The organism is Geodermatophilus sp. DF01-2 (assembly GCF_004571065.1).
GTDB lineage: Bacteria > Actinomycetota > Actinomycetes > Mycobacteriales > Geodermatophilaceae > Geodermatophilus.
Map to the genome: position 1 here is coordinate 47,085 of NZ_SPQN01000003.1, position 17,406 is coordinate 64,490.

17 protein-coding genes are annotated in these 17,406 nt (G+C 72.6%); 5 read left to right on the forward strand and 12 right to left on the reverse strand.

Annotated features, from left to right (window positions below):
• Window position 1: 1 nt before the first annotated feature.
• The 9 genes from E4P41_RS01785 to E4P41_RS01825 all read right to left on the reverse strand — a co-directional run bounded on the left by E4P41_RS01785 (window position 2) and on the right by E4P41_RS01825 (window position 10,191).
• Window positions 2–1,483 carry an FAD-dependent oxidoreductase gene (locus tag E4P41_RS01785; RefSeq protein WP_135139164.1) on the reverse strand — a complete coding sequence of 494 codons (1,482 nt, stop codon included), beginning with the start codon at window positions 1,481–1,483 and terminating at the stop codon, window positions 2–4.
• A complete protein-coding gene (locus tag E4P41_RS22945; protein WP_135139165.1) occupies window positions 1,480–2,406 on the reverse strand; it encodes a VOC family protein in 927 nt (308 codons plus the stop codon). Before E4P41_RS22945 ends, E4P41_RS01785 begins: the two co-directional genes overlap by 4 nt.
• 29 nt (window positions 2,407–2,435) lie before the next feature.
• The gene (locus E4P41_RS01795; RefSeq protein WP_135139166.1) at window positions 2,436–3,620 is read right to left on the reverse strand and encodes an acyl-CoA dehydrogenase family protein; all 1,185 of its coding nucleotides are present in this window, start codon (window positions 3,618–3,620) and stop codon (window positions 2,436–2,438) included.
• 11 nt (window positions 3,621–3,631) lie between these two features.
• Window positions 3,632–4,705, reverse strand: coding sequence for a 4-hydroxy-2-oxovalerate aldolase (dmpG, locus tag E4P41_RS01800; RefSeq protein ID WP_135139167.1), 1,074 nt, complete (start codon window positions 4,703–4,705; stop codon window positions 3,632–3,634).
• A gap of 14 nt (window positions 4,706–4,719) precedes the next feature.
• Window positions 4,720–5,637 (reverse strand): acetaldehyde dehydrogenase (acetylating), encoded by a 918-nt coding sequence (locus tag E4P41_RS01805; protein WP_135139168.1) that lies wholly within the window; start codon window positions 5,635–5,637, stop codon window positions 4,720–4,722.
• The gene (locus tag E4P41_RS01810; RefSeq protein ID WP_135139169.1) at window positions 5,634–6,431 is read right to left on the reverse strand and encodes a 2-keto-4-pentenoate hydratase; all 798 of its coding nucleotides are present in this window, start codon (window positions 6,429–6,431) and stop codon (window positions 5,634–5,636) included. The genes E4P41_RS01805 and E4P41_RS01810 overlap by 4 nt, the downstream gene beginning before the upstream one ends.
• Before the next feature lie 121 nt (window positions 6,432–6,552).
• Window positions 6,553–7,596, reverse strand: coding sequence for a ferredoxin--NADP reductase (locus E4P41_RS01815; protein WP_135139170.1), 1,044 nt, complete (start codon window positions 7,594–7,596; stop codon window positions 6,553–6,555).
• A gap of 19 nt (window positions 7,597–7,615) precedes the next feature.
• Complete coding sequence (locus E4P41_RS01820; protein WP_135139171.1) at window positions 7,616–9,328, reverse strand: FAD-binding protein; 1,713 nt, start codon at window positions 9,326–9,328, stop codon at window positions 7,616–7,618.
• Complete coding sequence (locus E4P41_RS01825) at window positions 9,325–10,191, reverse strand: alpha/beta fold hydrolase (RefSeq protein ID WP_135139172.1); 867 nt, start codon at window positions 10,189–10,191, stop codon at window positions 9,325–9,327. Before E4P41_RS01825 ends, E4P41_RS01820 begins: the two co-directional genes overlap by 4 nt.
• Before the next feature lie 215 nt (window positions 10,192–10,406).
• On the opposite strand from E4P41_RS01825, the gene E4P41_RS01830 reads away from it, so the two are divergent.
• A complete protein-coding gene (locus tag E4P41_RS01830; protein ID WP_209307480.1) occupies window positions 10,407–11,006 on the forward strand; it encodes a flavin reductase family protein in 600 nt (199 codons plus the stop codon).
• Window positions 11,007–11,033: 27 nt separating this feature from the next.
• On the opposite strand, the gene E4P41_RS01835 is transcribed toward E4P41_RS01830, so the two are convergent.
• The gene (locus tag E4P41_RS01835; RefSeq protein WP_135139173.1) at window positions 11,034–11,924 is read right to left on the reverse strand and encodes an IclR family transcriptional regulator; all 891 of its coding nucleotides are present in this window, start codon (window positions 11,922–11,924) and stop codon (window positions 11,034–11,036) included.
• A 216-nt stretch (window positions 11,925–12,140) separates the two neighbouring features.
• On the opposite strand from E4P41_RS01835, the gene E4P41_RS01840 reads away from it, so the two are divergent.
• From E4P41_RS01840 to E4P41_RS01850, 3 genes are read left to right on the forward strand one after another with little or no spacing between them, the layout of a single operon-like run.
• Entirely contained in the window at window positions 12,141–13,010 is an 870-nt protein-coding gene (locus E4P41_RS01840; RefSeq protein WP_135139174.1) for an LLM class F420-dependent oxidoreductase, read from the forward strand.
• Window positions 13,007–13,501: a nuclear transport factor 2 family protein gene (locus tag E4P41_RS01845; protein ID WP_135139175.1), complete on the forward strand. Its 495-nt coding sequence runs from the start codon at window positions 13,007–13,009 to the stop codon at window positions 13,499–13,501. Before E4P41_RS01840 ends, E4P41_RS01845 begins: the two co-directional genes overlap by 4 nt.
• Window positions 13,498–13,905: a nuclear transport factor 2 family protein gene (locus tag E4P41_RS01850; RefSeq protein WP_135139176.1), complete on the forward strand. Its 408-nt coding sequence runs from the start codon at window positions 13,498–13,500 to the stop codon at window positions 13,903–13,905. Before E4P41_RS01845 ends, E4P41_RS01850 begins: the two co-directional genes overlap by 4 nt.
• Before the next feature lie 36 nt (window positions 13,906–13,941).
• Here the strand turns inward: E4P41_RS01850 and E4P41_RS01855 are convergent, their stop codons facing one another.
• Both E4P41_RS01855 and E4P41_RS01860 read right to left on the reverse strand, forming a co-directional pair.
• Window positions 13,942–14,700 carry an SDR family oxidoreductase gene (locus E4P41_RS01855; protein WP_135139177.1) on the reverse strand — a complete coding sequence of 253 codons (759 nt, stop codon included), beginning with the start codon at window positions 14,698–14,700 and terminating at the stop codon, window positions 13,942–13,944.
• Between the two features lie 140 nt (window positions 14,701–14,840).
• Entirely contained in the window at window positions 14,841–16,037 is a 1,197-nt protein-coding gene (locus E4P41_RS01860) for an acetyl-CoA C-acetyltransferase (RefSeq protein WP_135139178.1), read from the reverse strand.
• A gap of 144 nt (window positions 16,038–16,181) precedes the next feature.
• Between E4P41_RS01860 and E4P41_RS01865 the strand changes: the two genes are divergently transcribed.
• Window positions 16,182–17,330: an acetyl-CoA C-acetyltransferase gene (locus tag E4P41_RS01865; protein WP_135139235.1), complete on the forward strand. Its 1,149-nt coding sequence runs from the start codon at window positions 16,182–16,184 to the stop codon at window positions 17,328–17,330.
• Window positions 17,331–17,406 lie beyond the last annotated feature (76 nt).

Here is a 17,406-nt window from a genome sequence, read left to right on the forward strand (position 1 = left end):
GTCATGGTTGCCGGCCCGCGCCGGCCGCGACGGCCCGGCCGGCACGCCGACCGAAGAAGGTGCCGTCGCCCAGCGACGTGCCGCTGATGTAGCCCTCGCCGTGGATGCCGGCGCTGGCCCGCCCGGCCGCGAACAGGCCCGGGATGGCCGCGCCCGAGACGTCGAGCACGGCGCCGTCGACCGTGGTGTGCAGCCCGCCGAGGGTGAAGCCGGCCGCGCCGGTCCCCTCGCCCGCGCTGTCCCGGCCGGTGGCGAAGCCCAGCCGGGGATCCAGCGCCGCGAACGGCGGCTCCAGCGGCCGCAGCCAGCGGGCGTTCTTGTGGAAGAGCGGGTCCGCACCCACGGCGGCGTGCCGGTTGTAGACGTCGACCGTCGCCTGCAGCGCGCCTTCGGGGATGGACAGCTCCGACTCGAGCTCGACGAGGGTCTCGGCGGCGTACCGCGGCCGCACCCCCCACAGGTCGCGCTTCGGGATGGACTCCCAGCCGGTCTCGTCGACCACCACCCACCAGGGGCCGGGCTGGTGCTTCACCGCGGCGGAGCTGAACAGCCCCGGATAGACGTCCTCGTTGATGAACCGCTGGCCCAGCGCGTTGACCAGCATGCCGCGCACCATGGCGGCCGGCAGCGCGGTCAGCGCTACCTCCACCGATCCCATCCGCCGGGTCGCCGCACCCAGCGCCGCGGCCATGCGGATGCCGCTTCCGTCGTCGAGGCCGTCGCTCACCTTGCCGTGGCCGAGCAGCACCGGTGCGTGGGCGGCGAGCATCTCCTCGTCGTCGACGAACCCGCCGGTGGTGAGGACGACGCCGCGGCGCGCCCGGTAGGCGACCTGGGCGCCGTACCGCCGGGCGGCCACCCCGACAACGCGGCCGTCCTCGACGACCAGCGCCGCAGCGAGCGTGTCGGTCTCGATGGACACGCCGGCGTCGCGGACGGCGGCGAGGAGCCTGTCCATGAGCAGCCAGCCTGCGAAGCCCTCGGCCGTGGGCCGGTGGCCGCGCGGCACCGGCCGGGCCAGCTCGTTGTACGGCCAGACGTTCTCACCCAGCCACATCAACCCATCCGTCGTGGGCGGCATCCAGGTGGGCGCGTCGAACAGCGACTCCTGGAAGGTCACGCCCTGAGCGCGGAACCACTCGAAGTGGTCGACGCTGCCGTCGCAGTACAGCCGCAGCTTCTCCTCGTCGGCGTGCGGGCCGAGCGCGGCGCGGAGGTAGGCGAACATGTTGTCCGCGTCGTCGTCGAAGCCGCAGGCCTTCTGCACCGCCGTCCCGCCGCCGAGGTAGAGCTCCCCGCCGGACATCGCCGAGGACCCGCCCGGACCCGACGCACGCTCCAGCGCGAGCACCGACGCCCCGGCGGCGGCCGCCTCGAGGGCGGCCGCTGCACCGGCGCAGCCGAGGCCGACGACCAGGACGTCCACCTCGGCGTCGAATCGGTCGATCGCCGAGGCAGGAACCGGGGCGATCGATCCGCTCACGCCCCTGCGGCGCGGGGGACGAACGCGGCCAGCGGCTCGGACCCCGACCAGTCGTGGCCCCAGTAGCTGTCGGCGGTGATCTCCTCGGCGGTGTAGGTGGACTCGTCCACCAGCATCCCCTCGCAGCCGTACTCGATGTCCCAGCCGCCGGGAGCGCGGACGTAGAAGGACACCATCTTGTCGTTGGTGTGCCGGCCCAGGGTCGAGGACAGCGAGAAGCCGGCCCGGTTCACGTTGTCCAGCGCGCGACCGACGACGTCGAGCGAGTCGACCTCCACCATGAGGTGGATCAGGCCCGGGGCATCGCCGTGCGGCGCCGGCGCGATGGCCAGGCTGTGGTGGCGCTGGTTGACCCCCATGAACCGCACCCGGCGCGGGTTCTCCGGGCTGCCACCCTTGAGCCGCATCGCGCCGCGAGGCAGGAAACCCAGCACCTCGGCGTAGAAGGCGACCGTCTCCTCGGGGCAGGTGGTGGGCAGGACGACGTGGCCCATGCCTTGCTCGCCGGTGACGAACCGCTGGCCGAGGCTCGTGACCACCGGCGAGTGGTCGAGGATCGGGGCGAAGAAGATCTCCACCGGCGTGCCGGCAGGGTCGTCGAAGGTGATCGCCGCCTCGACCCCGCGCAGAGTGCACTCGGCCTGTGAGAGCTCCTTGCAGGCGGTGCCCGAGGCCTCGACCCGGCGCCCGACGGCGGCCAGCGCGAACTGGTCGCGCACCTCCCAGCCGACGACGCGGACGCGGTCGGTGTCGCCCGGGTGGAGGACCAGGCGGGCGCGCCGCTCGTCCATCCGCAGGTACAGCGCGTCGGCCACCGGACCGGTGCCGACGGCGAAGCCGAGGGCGTCGACGGTGAGCTCGCGCCACCGGTCGATGCCGGTCGTCTGGACCTCTATGTAGCCGAGGCCGCGGATTTCGGTCATGGACGGGTCTCCGATCGCAGGGCGGGACATCAGATCATCGAACGCATCGGGCCGGGCGGCGGCTCGATGCCGAGCTGGGACAGCGCGGACACGTGGTTGATCGAGCCGGGCACGTGGATGGCGTGGACGAGGCCCATGTGGGCGTCCCGCCAGAACCGTTGCAGCGGGTTGTCCATCCGCATGGCGTTGCCGCCGGAGCGGGCGACGATCTCGTCGACCGCGCGCACCGCCCGCCAGGCCGCCTGGGTCTGGTTGCGCCGGCCGAGGGCCCGCTCCTCGAAGGTGAACTCGTGGCCGGCGGCGGCCAGGTCGTACATCCGGTTGGCGTTGTCCAGGAGGACCGCCCGGGAGGCGGCGATCTCACCGGCAGCCTCACCGATCGCGTAGAGGACGTACGGGTCGTCCTTGATCTTGGTTCCGGTGATCTGGACGCGGGTCCGCTGGTAGGCCAGGTGGTGGGCGAGCGCGCCCTCGGCGATGCCGATGACCGCCGAGGTGATGCCGAGCGGGAACGCGCAGGAGAACGGCACGTGGTACAGCGGGTTGGTCAGCCCGGCGTCCTTGGGCTGCGTGCCGTCGATCAGCTTCGAGTTGTGGATCACGCGGTAGGACGGGATGAACGCGTCCTTGACGACGATGTCCTTGCTGCCGGTGCCCCGCAGTCCGACGACGTCCCAGGTGTCCTCGACGATCTCGTAGTCCGACCGCGGCAGGATCACGTGGATGTTCTGCGGCGGCTTGACCACCTCGCCGTTCTCGTCGCCGAGGAACGCGCCGAGGAAGATCCACTGACAGTGGTCGGTGCCGGAGGAGAACTGCCACCGGCCGTTGAAGACGTAGCCGCCGTCGACCGGCCGCAGGACGCCCATCGGCGCGTACGGCGAGGCGATCCAGGTGTCCTGGTCCTCGCCCCACACCTCCTCCTGCACCCGCGGGTCGGCCATGGCCATCTCCCACGGGTGGATGCCGACGATGCCCGCGACCCAGCCGGTGGACCCGTCGAGGGCCGCGGTGGCCATCACGGTCTCCGCCCACTCGACCGGGTGGGCCTCCGCACCACCGTGGGCGGCCGGCTGAAGCATCCGGATCACACCGGCGTCGCGCAGGGTCTTCGCGGCGGTGTCGCTGAGCTTGCCGAGCTGCTCGTTGACCACGCCCTGCGCGCGGATCTCGTCAGCGCGCTCGGTGATCGCGTCGAGGGCGGTGGTGGTCATGGTGGCGGACCTCAGTTCTTTCCGGCGAGAGTCGAGTTCTTCGCTGCGAGCGCGACTGCGATGTCGATGAGCTGGTCCTCCTGGCCGCCGACGAGCTTGCGTCGCCCGGCCTCGATGAGGATCTCCGCGCCCGAGACGCCGTAGCGCTCGGCCTGGGCGTCGGCGTGCTTGAGGAAGGAGGAGTAGACGCCGGCGTAACCCATGGTCAGCGACAGCCGGTCGAGCAGGCACTCGCCGTCCATGACCGGGCGGACGACATCCTCGGCGGCATCGATGATCTTCAGCGTGTCGATGCCGGTGCGGATGCCCAGCTTCTCGGCCACGGCGACGAAGCCCTCGACCGGTGTGTTGCCCGCACCGGCGCCGAAGCGGCGGGTGGAGCCGTCGATCTGCTGCGCACCGGCCCGAACGGCGAGGATCGAGTTGGCCACCCCGAGGCCGAGGTTCTCGTGGCCGTGGAAACCGACCTGGGCGTCGTCCCCGAGTTCGGCGACCAGCGCGCCGATCCGGTCGCTGCTCTGCTCCATGATCAGCGCGCCGGCGGAGTCGACCACGTAGACACACTGACAGCCGGCGTCGGCCATGATCCGGGCCTGCTTCGCCAGCACCTCGGGCGGCTGGCTGTGGCTCATCATCAGGAAGCCGACGGTCTCCAGGCCGAGCTCACGGGCCAGGCCGAAGTGCTGGAGGGAGATGTCCGCCTCGGTGCAGTGGGTCGCGATCCGGCAGATCGAGGCGCCGTTGCCGGCCGCCTCGCGGATGTCGTCCTGCACCCCGAGCCCGGGGAGCATGAGGAAGGCGATCTTGGCGCGGGTGGCGGTCTTCACCGCCTCCTTGATCAGCTCCTGCTCGGGGGTGTGGCTGAAGCCGTAGTTGAACGACGAGCCGCCGAGGCCGTCGCCGTGGGTCACCTCGATCACCGGCACGCCTGCGTCGTCGAGCGCGCCCACGATCGACCGGACGTGCTCAGGGGTGAACTGGTGGCGCTTGGCGTGCGAGCCGTCGCGCAGCGAGGAGTCGGTGACCCGGATGTCGAGGTCGGCGCTGTAGGCCTTGGCGGCCGGGAAGGCGGAGAGAGCAGTCATGGGAGTTCGTGTCCTCAGCTCGCGGCGGGTGTGCGGTCGGCGAGGATGCGGCCGGCGAACCCCTCGCCGACCGCGGTCGCCGCGGCGGTCATGATGTCGAGGTTGCCGCTGTAGGGCGGCAGGAAGTCGCCGGCGCCCTCGACCTCGATGAAGACCGCGACGCGGGCCATGCCGCCGCTCATCGGGTTGGGGTCGTCGAACTGCGGCTCGGTGCGCAGCCGGTAACCGGGGACGTAGCCGGCGACGTCATCGGCCATCTTCGTGATCGAGGCCGCGATCGCGTCGCGGTCGGCGTCCTCCGGGATCGCGCAGAAGATCGTGTCCTGCATGAACATCGGCGGCTCGGCCGGATTCAGGATGATGATCGCCTTGCCCTTGCGGGCGCCACCGATCACCTCGATGCCCCGGGACGTCGCCCGGGTGAACTCGTCGATGTTCGCCCGGGTGCCGGGGCCGGCTGACGGGGAGGCGACGCTCGCGACGATCTCGGCGTAGGGCACCTCCACCACGCGCGACACCGCGGCGACCATCGGGATGGTGGCCTGCCCGCCGCAGGTGATCAGGCTGACGTTGGGGGCATCTCGGTGCTCGTCGAGGTTGACGGCGGGCACGACTGCCGGACCGATCGCGGCCGGGGTCAGGTCGATGGCCTGGATACCGAGTTCGGCGTAGCGCGGCGCGTTGGCCCGGTGCACGTAGGCCGAGGTGGCCTCGAAGACCAGGTCGGGCAACTCGCCTCGGGTCAGCAGCCAGTCCACGCCCTCGGCCGAGGCCTCCAGGCCCAGGGCCGCCGCCCGCTGCAGGCCCTCGCTGTCGGGGTCGACGCCGATCATCCAGCGCGGTTCGATCGTGCCCGACCGCTGGAGCTTGTAGAGCAGGTCGGTGCCGATGTTCCCGGAACCGACGATGGCGGCGGTCGCTGTGCTGGTCACTGGTCTCCCCCGGTGAAGGTCAAAGCCACGGAGCCGAGCCCGGCGAACTCGGCGCGGAAGGTGGAGCCGGCCCGGACGTCGAAGGCCCGGGTGCAGGAGCCGGGCAGGATCACGTGCCCCGCCTCGAGCTTCACGCCGAACGAGGCGACCGTGCGGGCCAGCCAGGCGACGGCGGTGGTCGGGTTGCCGAGCACGGCGCTGGTGTTGCCGCGGGCCACTTCGGCGCCGTCCTGGAACAGCACCGCGTCGATGTCAGGGGGGTCGAGATCCCGCGGGGCGACCCGCGCGGCGCCGAGGACGACACCGGCCGAGGAGGCGTTGTCGGCGATGGTGTCGGCCAGCCCGATGCGCCAGTCGGTGATCCGACTGTCGATGAGCTCGATGCTGGGCGCCAGGAACTCGGTGGCGGCGAGGACGTCGTCCTCGGTGCAGCCCTCGCCCGGGAGCGTGTCGCCGAGGACGTAGGCGATCTCGACCTCGATGCGCGGGTAGCAGTACCGGTCCGTCGGCACCGGCGTGCCCTCGGTCAGCACCATGCTGTCGAGCAGGTGGCCGTAGTCGGGCTCGTCGACGCCCATCATCTGCTGCATCACCAGCGAGGACAGGCCGACCTTGTGGCCGTAGACGCCGGCACCGGCGTCCCGCTGGCGGGCGATGTTGAGCAGCTGGATCTCGTAGGCGTCGACGACGTCGATCTCCGGGAACGACGTCGTGAGCGGCTCGACCGGCATCCGGTCCCGCTCGGCGGCCCAGAGCTGGTCGGCCGCTGCCTGGCGTGCTGACGGGCTGAGCATCGCAGAGCCTCTCGTCGTCCGGGGCGAGGCCCCGATCGGTTGGTATCAGCACCGTGTCATCGGGCCGCGTGAGCCGGGCCGCACCTCCCGGTGAGTGGGAGGCGCCCGGAGCGCCCTCCGGTCAGGCTTGGTAGGTGATCCGGAACCGCTCGCTGACCGGGAGGGCCTGGCAGGCGAGCAGCAGGCCGTCGGCCAGGTCGTGGGCGTCGAGCACCTCGTTGTGCTCCATCGTCGCCTCGCCCTCGAGCGCGACGCAGGCGCAGGCGCTGCAGTTGCCTTCGCGGCAGGAGAACGGGGCGTCGAGTCCCGCAGCCCGAAGGGCGTCGAGCAGCCTGGTCCGCCGTGGCCAGGCGACGGTGCTGACCTCGCCGTCGAGCTCGACCTCGACCTCCGCGGGCGGGCCGGCGTCGTCGTCCTCGACCTCGAGCTGGACGACGGCCACGTCGGCGAAGGGATCGTTGGTGAGCGAGGTGAACCGCTCGATGTGCAACCCCTCCCCCGGAAAGCCGGCGGCGGTCAACGTGGCCTGGCTGAGGTCCATGAACGGTGCCGGACCGCAGATGAAGACCTGGCGATCGACGTAGGGAGTGGTCAGCGCGCGCAACCCTGCCGCCGTCGGGATGCCCTGCACCGATTCCAGCCAGTGCAGGACGACCAGGCGCTCGGGGTGCTCCTTGGTCAGCAGCAGCAGTTCGTCGCGGAAGATGACCGACGACTCGTCCCGGTTGGCGTACACCAGGGTCACGGCGCCCGTGCCGGCGGTCAGGACCGACTTGAGGATCGACATGACCGGGGTGATCCCGCTCCCGCCGGCGAGCAGGAGGACGTCGTCGTCGAGCGACCGCGGCGTGAAGGTCCCCGACGGGCGGAGCACCTCCAGGGTGGTGCCCTGCACGACGTTGTCGCAGAGCCAGTTGGAGCCGTAACCGCCGACCGTGCGCTTGACGGTGACCTTCAGCCGCTCCTCGCAGTGCGGTGAGCTGGACAGTGAATAGCACCGGGCCGCCCCGCCGTCCCGGTCGGAGGGAACCCGCACGGTGAGGAACTGCCCGGGTCGGTAGGACGCGAACAGTTCCGGGGTCTCCGGCTCGAGGACGAGCGAGTGCGCGTCGGCGGTCTCGCGGACGACCTCGACGACCCGGACGCGCTGGGGACCGCTCGACATGGTGGTGCTCCTCGGGAGATCAGGCGGGCTGGCCGACCGGGTCGCCGGCGGGCCGGGTGGCCGCCTGCGCGGCCGCATCGCGGGCGGCGATGTAGCCGAAGACGATCGAGGGGCCGATGGTGGCGCCCGGACCGGCGTACTCGTTGCCCATCACCGACGCCGACGTGTTGCCCGTGGCGTACAGCCCCGGGATGGCGCCGCCGTCGGTGCGCAGCACCCGGCTGCGCTCGTCGGTGACCAGGCCGCCCTTGGTGCCGAGGTCGCCGACCTCGATGCGGAACGCGTAGAACGGCCCCTTGTCGAGAACGTCGATGTTCGGGTTCTTCAGTGTCGGGTCGCCGTAGTAGCGGTCGTAGGCGGAGTCGCCGCGGCCATAGTCGGCGTCCACGCCGGCCCGGGCGAAGCCGTTGAACCGCTGCACCGTGGCGGCGAGAGCGTCGGCCGGGGCGCCGATCTGCTCGGCCAGCCCGGCCAGGGTGTCGGCGCGGAAGGCGATGCCGGCGTCATAGAAGTCCTGGGGAACCGGCATCCCGGGCAGGATCTGCGCGAACGGGTACCGCGAGCGCGCCTTGGCGTCCATCACGAACCACGCCGGGACGTGGCCGCCGGCCAGCTGGTCGTGCACGAAGTTGACGTACGGCGCGGACTCGTTGGTGAACCGCTGCCCGGCGGAGTCGACGATGACCGACGGCGGGATGCAGCGCTCGGACACCAGCGGGATCACCGCCCCGGCCGGGTGCCGCACCGAGGGCATCCACCAGGCGTCGTCCATCAGGTCCAGCGCGGCCCCAGCCTGCTGGCCGAGCAGGATGCCGTCACCGACCAGCTCCCTGGCACCCGCGCTGTAGTCCGGGCGCGCGCCCTCGGGCAGGTACTGCTCGCGTAGCTCCTGGTTGTGGTCGAAGCCGCCGGTGGCCAGCAGCACGCCGTGGCGGGCGCCGATGCGCATCGGCGCCCCCTCGCGGCTGACCTCTACCCCACGGACCGCGCCGGTGTCGTCGAGCACCAGGTCGGTCATCGGGGTGCGCAGCCACAGCGGGATGCCGGCGTCCTTGAGCGCCATGCGCATGCGGGCCGCCAGCGCACGGCCGCCGGTGGCCATGTGCCGGCGCCGGACGACGTTGGACGACACCCGCCACGCGGCGACGATCGACGCCCGGCGGCCACGCCAGGTCCGCTTGACCATCGCCAGGTCGCGGTAGTCCTTGGCGGTGATCCACAGCCCCAGCGGGCCCTTGAGGTTGTTGGGCCGCTGGTACTGCTCGTCCTCGCCGAGCTTGCGGGTGTCGAAGGGCTTGGCCTCGATCGACCGGCCCAGCGGCCGGCCGCCCTCCAGCTCGGGGTGGTAGTCGGCGTAGCCCTTGGTCCAGTCGAACACCATCCACCTGCTGCGGCACAGCAGTTCCATGGCGGGCGGACCGTTGTCGACGTAGGCGTCCAGGCGAGCGGCCGACACCCGACCCTCGGTGAGCAGGTCCAGGTAGCGGCGGATGGACTCCCGGCTGTCGTCGTGCCCCTTGGCCTGCAGCGTCGGGTTGTTCGGGATCCAGATGCCGCCGCCGGAGATCGCGGTGCTGCCGCCGAACTTCTTGCCCTTCTCCACGATGAGCACGGAGAGCCCGGCGTCGGCCGCCGTGAGCGCTGCGGCCATGCCGCCACCACCGGAGCCGACGACGACGAAGTCGTACTCGGCCTCCCAGGCCTGTCCCGTCTCCTGCTCCGACCCGCTCATGCGGCGTCCTTGCGGGTCAGGAAGGCCAGGACCGTGGCCTCCCAGGCCTCCTTGGCCTCGATCATCGCCCAGTGCCCGCAGTTGGGGAACACGTGCAGCTCGACGTCGGGGATGGTGCGCATCGGCAGCAGTGCCATGTCCATGGGGCTGACCCGGTCGTCCCGGCCCCAGGTGATCAGCGTGCGCGCCCTGATCTTGTGCAGCATCGCCCAGTAGGGCGGGGCGTCGGAGGCGGCCGCGGCGGCGCTGCGTGCCTGCATCGCCTTCCGGCCGTACATCCGGCGGGCGCTGGCGAGGGTGTCGGGATCGGTGGCCTGGGCCCAGCGCTCCTCGATCAGCTCCTCGGTGACCATCGCCGGGTCGTGGACCATCGAGCGCAGCCACTGCACGAGCCGCTCGCGGGTCGGCTCCTCGGTGAACTCGACGAGCAGGTTGATGCCCTCGCCGGGGCCGGGGCTGAAGATGTTCCGCCCGAGACCGCCGATGGTGACCATCCGGCGGAAGCGGTCGGGGTGGGCGATGGCGACCTGGGCCGCCACGATGCCGCCCATGGAGTTCCCGATGACGTCGACCTGCTGCAGCCCCAGCCCGTCGAGGAAGCGCAGCACCGCGGCCGGCGCGGCGAGCATCGGGTGCTGGTCGGTGGGGTCGCTGACCCCGAAGCCGGGGAACTCCAGGACCAGGCAGCGGAAGTGCTCGGCGAAGGCGGCCAGGTTTCCCCGGTAGTTCCGCCAGCCGGTGACGCCCGGGCCGGAGCCGTGCAGCAGCAGCAGCGGGGGCCCCTCACCGGCCTCGTGGTACCGGAGCACCCCGTCGTCGGTGGCCAGCTCCCGGAGCGTGGATTCGTAGGTCAGTGATGTCATCGAGATGTCAGCTCCAGCGCTCACGGATGCGGTCGTCGGTGGGCCGGGGAACCGTAGGCAGTCCTCGACGCGGGTGTCCGGCCGGCGTCCCGATCAACGGGACGCACGCCCGCGAGACCCGTGCGGCGGGCCGGGCCGGCTCCCGAGCGGGGCGGCTTCCGGTGACCGGGATCGGACCGCGGGTGGGGGTGCACGCCGCTCCTACCGTCCTCGGCATGCGGACGACCGAGCCGGTCAGCAGCCCTTCGACGGTGGTACCCGAGGCATGCCCTGCAACCGACGCCGAACCGGCGCCGCCGACACCGGCGGAGCTGCGCCAGGCGATGGGCTGCTTCGCCAGCGGGGTCACGGTGGTGACCGGGATGGACGACGGCGAGGCGGTGGGCTTCGCCTGCCAGTCCTTCGCCTCCGTCTCCCTGGAGCCGCCACTGGTGCTCTTCTGCGCGGACCACCGGGGCCGGGCCTGGCCGCGCATCCGTACCTCCGGGCGGTTCTGCGTCAACGTGCTGACCGAGGAGCAGGTCGACGTGTGTGGTCGGTTCGGCTCGGCGCGGGGCCGCCGGTACGAGGGCCTGGAATGGGACCTCTCCCGGTGGGGAGCCCCCGCGCTGCGCAACGTCCTGCTGCGCGTGCACTGCGAGGTCTACGACGTCCACGTCGCCGGCGACCACGACGTGGTGATCGGCCGGGTGCTGCAGGTGGAGTCCGGTTCCGAGGAGCGGCCGATGATCTTCTACCGGGGGCGGTTCGGCATCGATCCGGAGCCGGAGTTCGTGCCCCCGGAGCCGTGGGGCTGGGGTGACCGGTGGGGATGAGTCCCCCCGGGGCGACCGCCCGACGGCTCAGAGCCAGTCGCCGTTCTCCCCGGCCACCATGAGCCGGTCCAGCGTCTGCGCCGACCACGTCGGGCCGGCCGCGGCAGGCACCGCGCGCGGGCGGCGGCCGCTGTCGAGGTTGGGGTGGAGCGAGAGCGACACCTGGCGCGCGGCGTCGACGACCAGCGGTGCGACCTTCTCCAGGGGGGTCCGGGCGTCACCCACGAGGGAGATGCTGGCCAGCGGCCCCTCGGGGCCACGGATGGCCGCCGCGACGCAGGAGATCTCCGCGAAGCACTCCCCGCGCTCGAAGGCGAGGCCCCGCCGCTGGCGGATGCGGTTGAGCTCCTGGTGCAGCGTGCTGAGGTCGGCGATGGTGCGACTGGTCAGGCGGCCGATGGCCTGGCCCATCTGGACGTCGACCTGCTCGGGCTCCAGCCAGGCGAGCATCGCCTTGCCCAGTGCCGTCGAGTGCGCCGGCGCACGGCCGCCGACCCGGGAGGGGACGACGGCGGCGAAGCGCCCGCCCACCTTGTCCAGGTAGTAGACGTCGGCCCCGTCCAGGACCGCGAGGTGGATGACCATCCCGGTCTTGATCTGGAGTTCGTGCAGCAGCGGCGCGGCCGCCACGCGGATCTCCTCGAAGCCACCGTCGCGCCCGCCGAGGCCCAGGGCGCGCTGGCCGAGCCGGTAGCCGAACGGCGTGTGCTCGAGCCAGGCGAGCCGCACGAGCTGATCGAGGATGCGGTGCGCCGTGGAGCGTGGCAGGTGCGTTCGGCGGGCGACGTCCTCCAGCGCCAGACGCGTGGACCGGCCGTCGAAGGCGTCGAGGATGAGGGTCATGCGCTCGACCATCGACGGGGGCAGCTCGGGCCGTGCGGCCACGGGGGCCTCGGGCGCCGCAGAGAGAACGCTCATCGGTGACTCCACCCTCAGAACTGGAATTGATTCTGCTTCCGAACGTACCAGCGATCCCGGTCACAGGGAACACCGTGGCGCAGCTGCCCTCGACGCGCCGGTGTCCCGGGCCGGCAGTCGCTCCCGATCACCGGGAGCCGGCTCCCCCTTGGGCGGCCGCTGCACTAGCAACAGGACGCAGTCGCGGCCGACGTGGCCGCCGCGGGAGGAGCACACGTGCAGATCGGCATCGTCAGCCCGGTGGTCACCCTGGTGCCCGGGGCCCACTCCGAATGGGAGCGCACGGGTGGGATCGAGGACCTGGGACGCATCGCGGAGGTGGCCGACCGGCTGGGCTTCGCGCACCTCACCTGCAGCGAGCACGTCGCCGTCCCCACCGACGTCGCCCAGAACCGCGGCGCCACCTACTGGGACCCGCTGGCCACCTTCGGCCACCTCGCCGCCCGCACCCGGCGGGTCCGGTTCGCCACCCAGGTGCTGGTCGTGGGCTATCACCACCCGCTGGAGATCGCCAAGCGCTACGGAACGCTCGATCGGGTCAGCGGCGGCCGGCTGACCCTCGGCCTGGGGGTGGGCAGCCTGGAGGAGGAGTTCGACCTGCTCGGCGTCCCGTTCTCGGGGCGGGGCCCGCGGGCCGACGACGCGATCGCGGCGCTGCGCGCCGCGCTGTCCCAGCGCGAACCCAGCTACACCGGTGAGTTCTACGACTTCTCCGGCTTCGTCGTGGAGCCGCACGCCCAGCAGGGGCGGGTGCCGCTGTGGATCGGTGGGCGCACGCTGAAGTCACTGCGCCGCGCGGTCACCGTCGGCGACGGCTGGGTGCCCTTCGGCCTGTCCTTCGACGAGCTCGCCGATCTGCTGGGGGCCGTCGACGTACCGGCCGGCTTCGAGGTCGTGCTCTCCGCCGGCCGGTCGCTCGACCCGATCGGGAACCCCGACCGCACCCGCGAGGCCCTGGCCCGGCCGCGGGCGGCAGGCGCGACGACGGTCAACGTCGCGCTGGCGGCCGACTCCGCCGACCACTACTGCGCGCAGCTCGAGGCCCTCGCGCAGCTGGCCGCCGACGATGCCGTTCCCGCGGCATGAGCGCCGACGTCGCCGGGCGACTGGCGGAGCTGGAGCGGCGGCTGCAGCAGCTGGAGGACGAGCGGGCGGTGGCCCAGGTGATCGCCGCCTACGGGCCCCTGGTCGACGGCGGGGACGCCGACCGGGTGGCCGCTCTGTGGGCACCCGAGGGCGTCTACGACGTCGACGAGCTGCTCATGACCGGGCGCGCGGAGATCACGGCGATGGTCCGCTCCACCGCGCACCAGAACTGGATCGCGGGCGGGTGCGCCCACGTCGTCGGGCCCCCGCACGTGACGGTGACCGGCGACGAGGCGGTCGCGGTGTGCCACTCGTTGATGGTCGTGCACGACGAAGGCCGGTTCGTCGTCCGGCGGGCGACGGCCAACCGGTGGCGGCTGCACCGCGGTGCCGAGGGCTGGCAGGTGGCCGAGCGCACCAACCGGGTGCTCGACGGCCGCGACGAGGCCCCCCGTCTGCTGGCGGGCGGCATCCCCGCGGACGACGCGTGACCGACGCCGCCGCGGTCGAGGCCGCGCTGTACGGCGTCGCCACCGCGCTGGACAGCCGGGACTGGGCCGCCCTCGGCGCCGCCTTCGCCGACGACGCCCACGGCTACGGGGTGGACGGCCGCGCGGCCATCGTCGCGCAGGTGCAGGCGCACCTGGGCGGCTGCGGGCCGTCCCAGCACCTGATCGGGAACCTGCGGGTGACCGTGGACGGCGACACCGCCCGGTCACTGGCCTACGCCCGGGTGTTCCACGTCGGGGCCGGCGACGCCGCGGACGCCGTCTACGAGTGCATGGGTGAGTACAGCGACACCTGGGCTCGGGCCCCCGAGGGCTGGCGGCTGACCCGCCGCCGGTTCACCATCGCGATCGAGCGCGGCGATCGGGGCGTCCTGCGTCCCGGCTGACCGCACGTCCGCACGGAGCCGACCCCGTGGACGACGTCAGTCGAAGTTGGCCTGACCGCCGTCGAGCGGAACGGTCGCGCCGGTGAGGTACCGCATGGCAGGGCTCACGATCGCGACGACGGCGCGGCCGATGTCCTCCTCGCAGTCGCCGATGTAGCCCAGCGGGATCGTCTTCCGGAACTCCGCGGCCTCCTCGGGGTTGGCCTCCACCCACGAGGCCAGGCCCGGCGAGAGGGCGTGCGGTGCGATCGCGTTGACCCGGATGCCGTCACGGCCCCACTCATCGGCCGCCGCCTGCGTCAGCGAGCGCAACGCCCACTTGGCCGAGGCGTAGGCGCCGAACGTGGAGAGGTCCCAGCGCACGGTGGCCGAGCTGACCAGGTTGACGATGCTGCCGCGCCGCTCCTTCAGGTGCGGGTGCGCCGCCTTCATGAACGCGAAGGCGGCGAAGGGGCCGCTGACGAAGCCGCGCTGGAACTGGCGGTCGCCCATCGACAGCAACGGGCCGTAGGCGCCGAAGTAGGCGTTGTTCACCTGGATGTCCAGGCCACCGAAAGCCTCCACCACGCCGGCCACCACGTCCGGGATCGCGTCGAGGTGCGTGACGTCGCACTCGACGGGCTCGGCCTTGACCCCGCGGGCGCGCAGCAGCTCGGCCGTGTGCTCGACCTTGGCCAGCGTCCGGCCCAGGACGGCGACGGCGCAGCCCTCGGCGGCGAGCGCCAGCGCGATGCCCTGCCCGACGCCCTGACCCGCGCCGGTGACCATGGCGACCTTGCCCTCGAGGATGCCCATGTCCGCCCCTTCTCCGCCGTCCCGTTCCGGCGCCATCCTGGGTGCACCGCTCCGGCGCCCCGGCGACGCTCCCGGTGACCGGGAACGATCCGGGCGCGACGAGCGCGTGCTGGTGGCGACCGGCACCTGACCGGTCGCCGTCAGGAGAGCCGCTCGAGCACCATCGCCATGCCCTGGCCACCGGCGGCGCACATCGTCTCCAAGCCGATGCTGCCGTCGCGGGCCCGCAGGCCGTTGAGCAGGGTGACGGTGAGCCGGGCGCCGGTCTGGCCGAAGGGATGCCCCACGGCGATCGCGCCGCCCTGCGGGTTGACCCGCTCGACATCGAGGCCGAGGTCGTCGATCGACGGCAGCACCTGGGCGGCGAACGCCTCGTTGATCTCGCAGACGTCGACGTCGGCGGCGGTCATCCCGGCCAGCGCCAGCGCGCGGCGAGAGGCCTCCACCGGGCCCAGGCCCATGATCTCCGGCGAGAGCGCGCTGACCCCGGTGGAGAGGATCCGGGCCAGCGGGGTGATGCCGAGCTCGCGGGCACGCACGTCGCTCATCAGCACGAGGGCGGCCGCGCCGTCGTTGAGCGGGCAGCAGTTGCCGGCGGTGACCGTGCCGTCCTCGCGGAACACCGGCTTGAGCGAGGAGAGCGCCTCGAGCGTGACGCCGGCCCGCGGGGTGTCGTCGGCGTCGACGACGGTGCCGTCGGGCGTGGTCACCGGAGTGATCTCGCGGGCGTAGAAGCCGTCGGCGATCGCCTTCTCCGCGCGGTTCTGGCTGAGCAGGGCGAACTCGTCCTGCGCCTCCCGGGTGACCCCGCGCAGCCGCGCCACGTTCTCCGCCGTCTGCCCCATCGCGATGTACGGGTCGGGCAGCAGGTCGGCCGCGCGCGGGTCGGACCAGTCGCCGGTGCGCTCACCGGAGTCGGAGAACCGCGGGTTGCGGGTGTCGGGCATGCCGTCGGACTTGCCGAACGTGTACCGGGAGACCGTCTCCACCCCGGCGGAGACGACGACCTGCGCCTCGCCGGCACGGATGGCGTGCACCGCCATGCGGGTGCTCTGCAGCGACGAGGCGCAGTAGCGCTGCACCGTCGTGCCGGGGACCCCGTCCTGGCCGAGCAGCAGCGCGGTGATCCGGCCCAGGCCGTAGCCCTGCTCCCCCGCCGGCTGCCCGCAGCCCATCACGAGGTCGTCGATCGCGGCGGGGTCGAGCGCGGACACCTGGTCCAGCGCGGCCTGCACGATCGTGGCGGCGAGGTCGTCGGCGCGCAGCTCGCGCAGCGATCCCTTGAAGGCGCGGCCGATCGGCGACCGGGCCGCGGCGACGAGCACTGCTTCGGGCATGCGGAGTTCTCCTTCGTCGTCCCACCCAGCGGGCGGGCGCACCCGCAGGCACGCCCGGGGACGAAAGCTAGGCCGGTCCGGGGCGGCAGTACGGCCGCGTCCCGGTGACCGGCACGGCTGGAGGACTTCCGAATGACCCGCATGATCGGCACCGCCTACCTCGTCGAGGCCGTCCGCACCCCGGTGGGACGGCGCGGCGGCGGCCTCGCCGGCATCCACTCCGCCGACCTGGGCGCCCACGTGCTGCGCGAGCTCGTGGCCCGGGCCGGCGTCGACCCGGCCGCCGTCGACGACGTCGTCTTCGGCTGCGTGGACACCATCGGCTCGCAGGCCGGCGACATCGCCCGCACCTCCTGGCTGGCCGCCGGCCTCCCCGAGGAGGTCCCCGGCGTCACCGTCGACCGGCAGTGCGGTTCCTCGCAACAGGCAGTGCACTTCGCCGCGCAGGCGGTGCTCTCGGGCACCGCGGACCTCGTGGTCGCCGGCGGCGTCCAGAACATGAGCGCGCTGCCGATCAGCTCCGCGATGACCGCCGGGCAAGGCTACGGCTTCCCCGACCCGTTCTCCGGCTCGGTCGGCTGGCGGGCCCGCTACGGCGACCAGCCGGTCGACCAGATCCGCTCGGCGGAGATGATCGCCGAGAAGTGGTCGATCAGCCGTGCGGACATGGAAGAGTTCTCGGTCGAGAGCCACGTCCGCGCGCTGCGCGCCCGGGCCGAGGGCCGCTTCGACCGCGAGATCGCCCCGATCGCCGGCGTCACCGCCGACGAGGGCCCGCGCGAGCCCAACTGGGACAAGATCCGCTCCCTGCCGCCGGTGCGCGAGGGCGGCCTGGTCACCGCCGCCGTCTCCAGCCAGATCTCCGACGGCGCGGCCGCCCTGCTGGTCGCCAGCGAGGAGGCGGTGCAGCAGCACGGGCTGACGCCCCGGGCGCGGATCGTGCACCTGTCAGTGCGCGGGGCCGACCCAGTGTGGATGCTCACCGCGCCGATCCCCGCGACGGCGCACGCGCTCGACAAGGCCGGCCTGACCCTCGATGACATCGACCTGGTCGAGATCAACGAGGCGTTCGCCTCCGTCGTGCTGGCCTGGCAGAAGGAGACCGGGGCCGACCTGGCGAAGGTCAACGTCAACGGTGGCGGGATCGCCCTCGGCCACCCGCTGGGTGCCACCGGCGCCCGCCTCATGACCACGCTCCTGCACGAGCTCGAGCGCACCGGTGGCCGCTACGGCCTGCAGACGATGTGCGAGGGCGGCGGCCAGGCCAACGTCACCATCATCGAGCGCCTTTAAGCTCCCCATCCGTCGCGATGATCATCGGCGCGTGGCGCCCGCCTCCCGCAAGTCGTACTGCCAGGCGCCGATGATC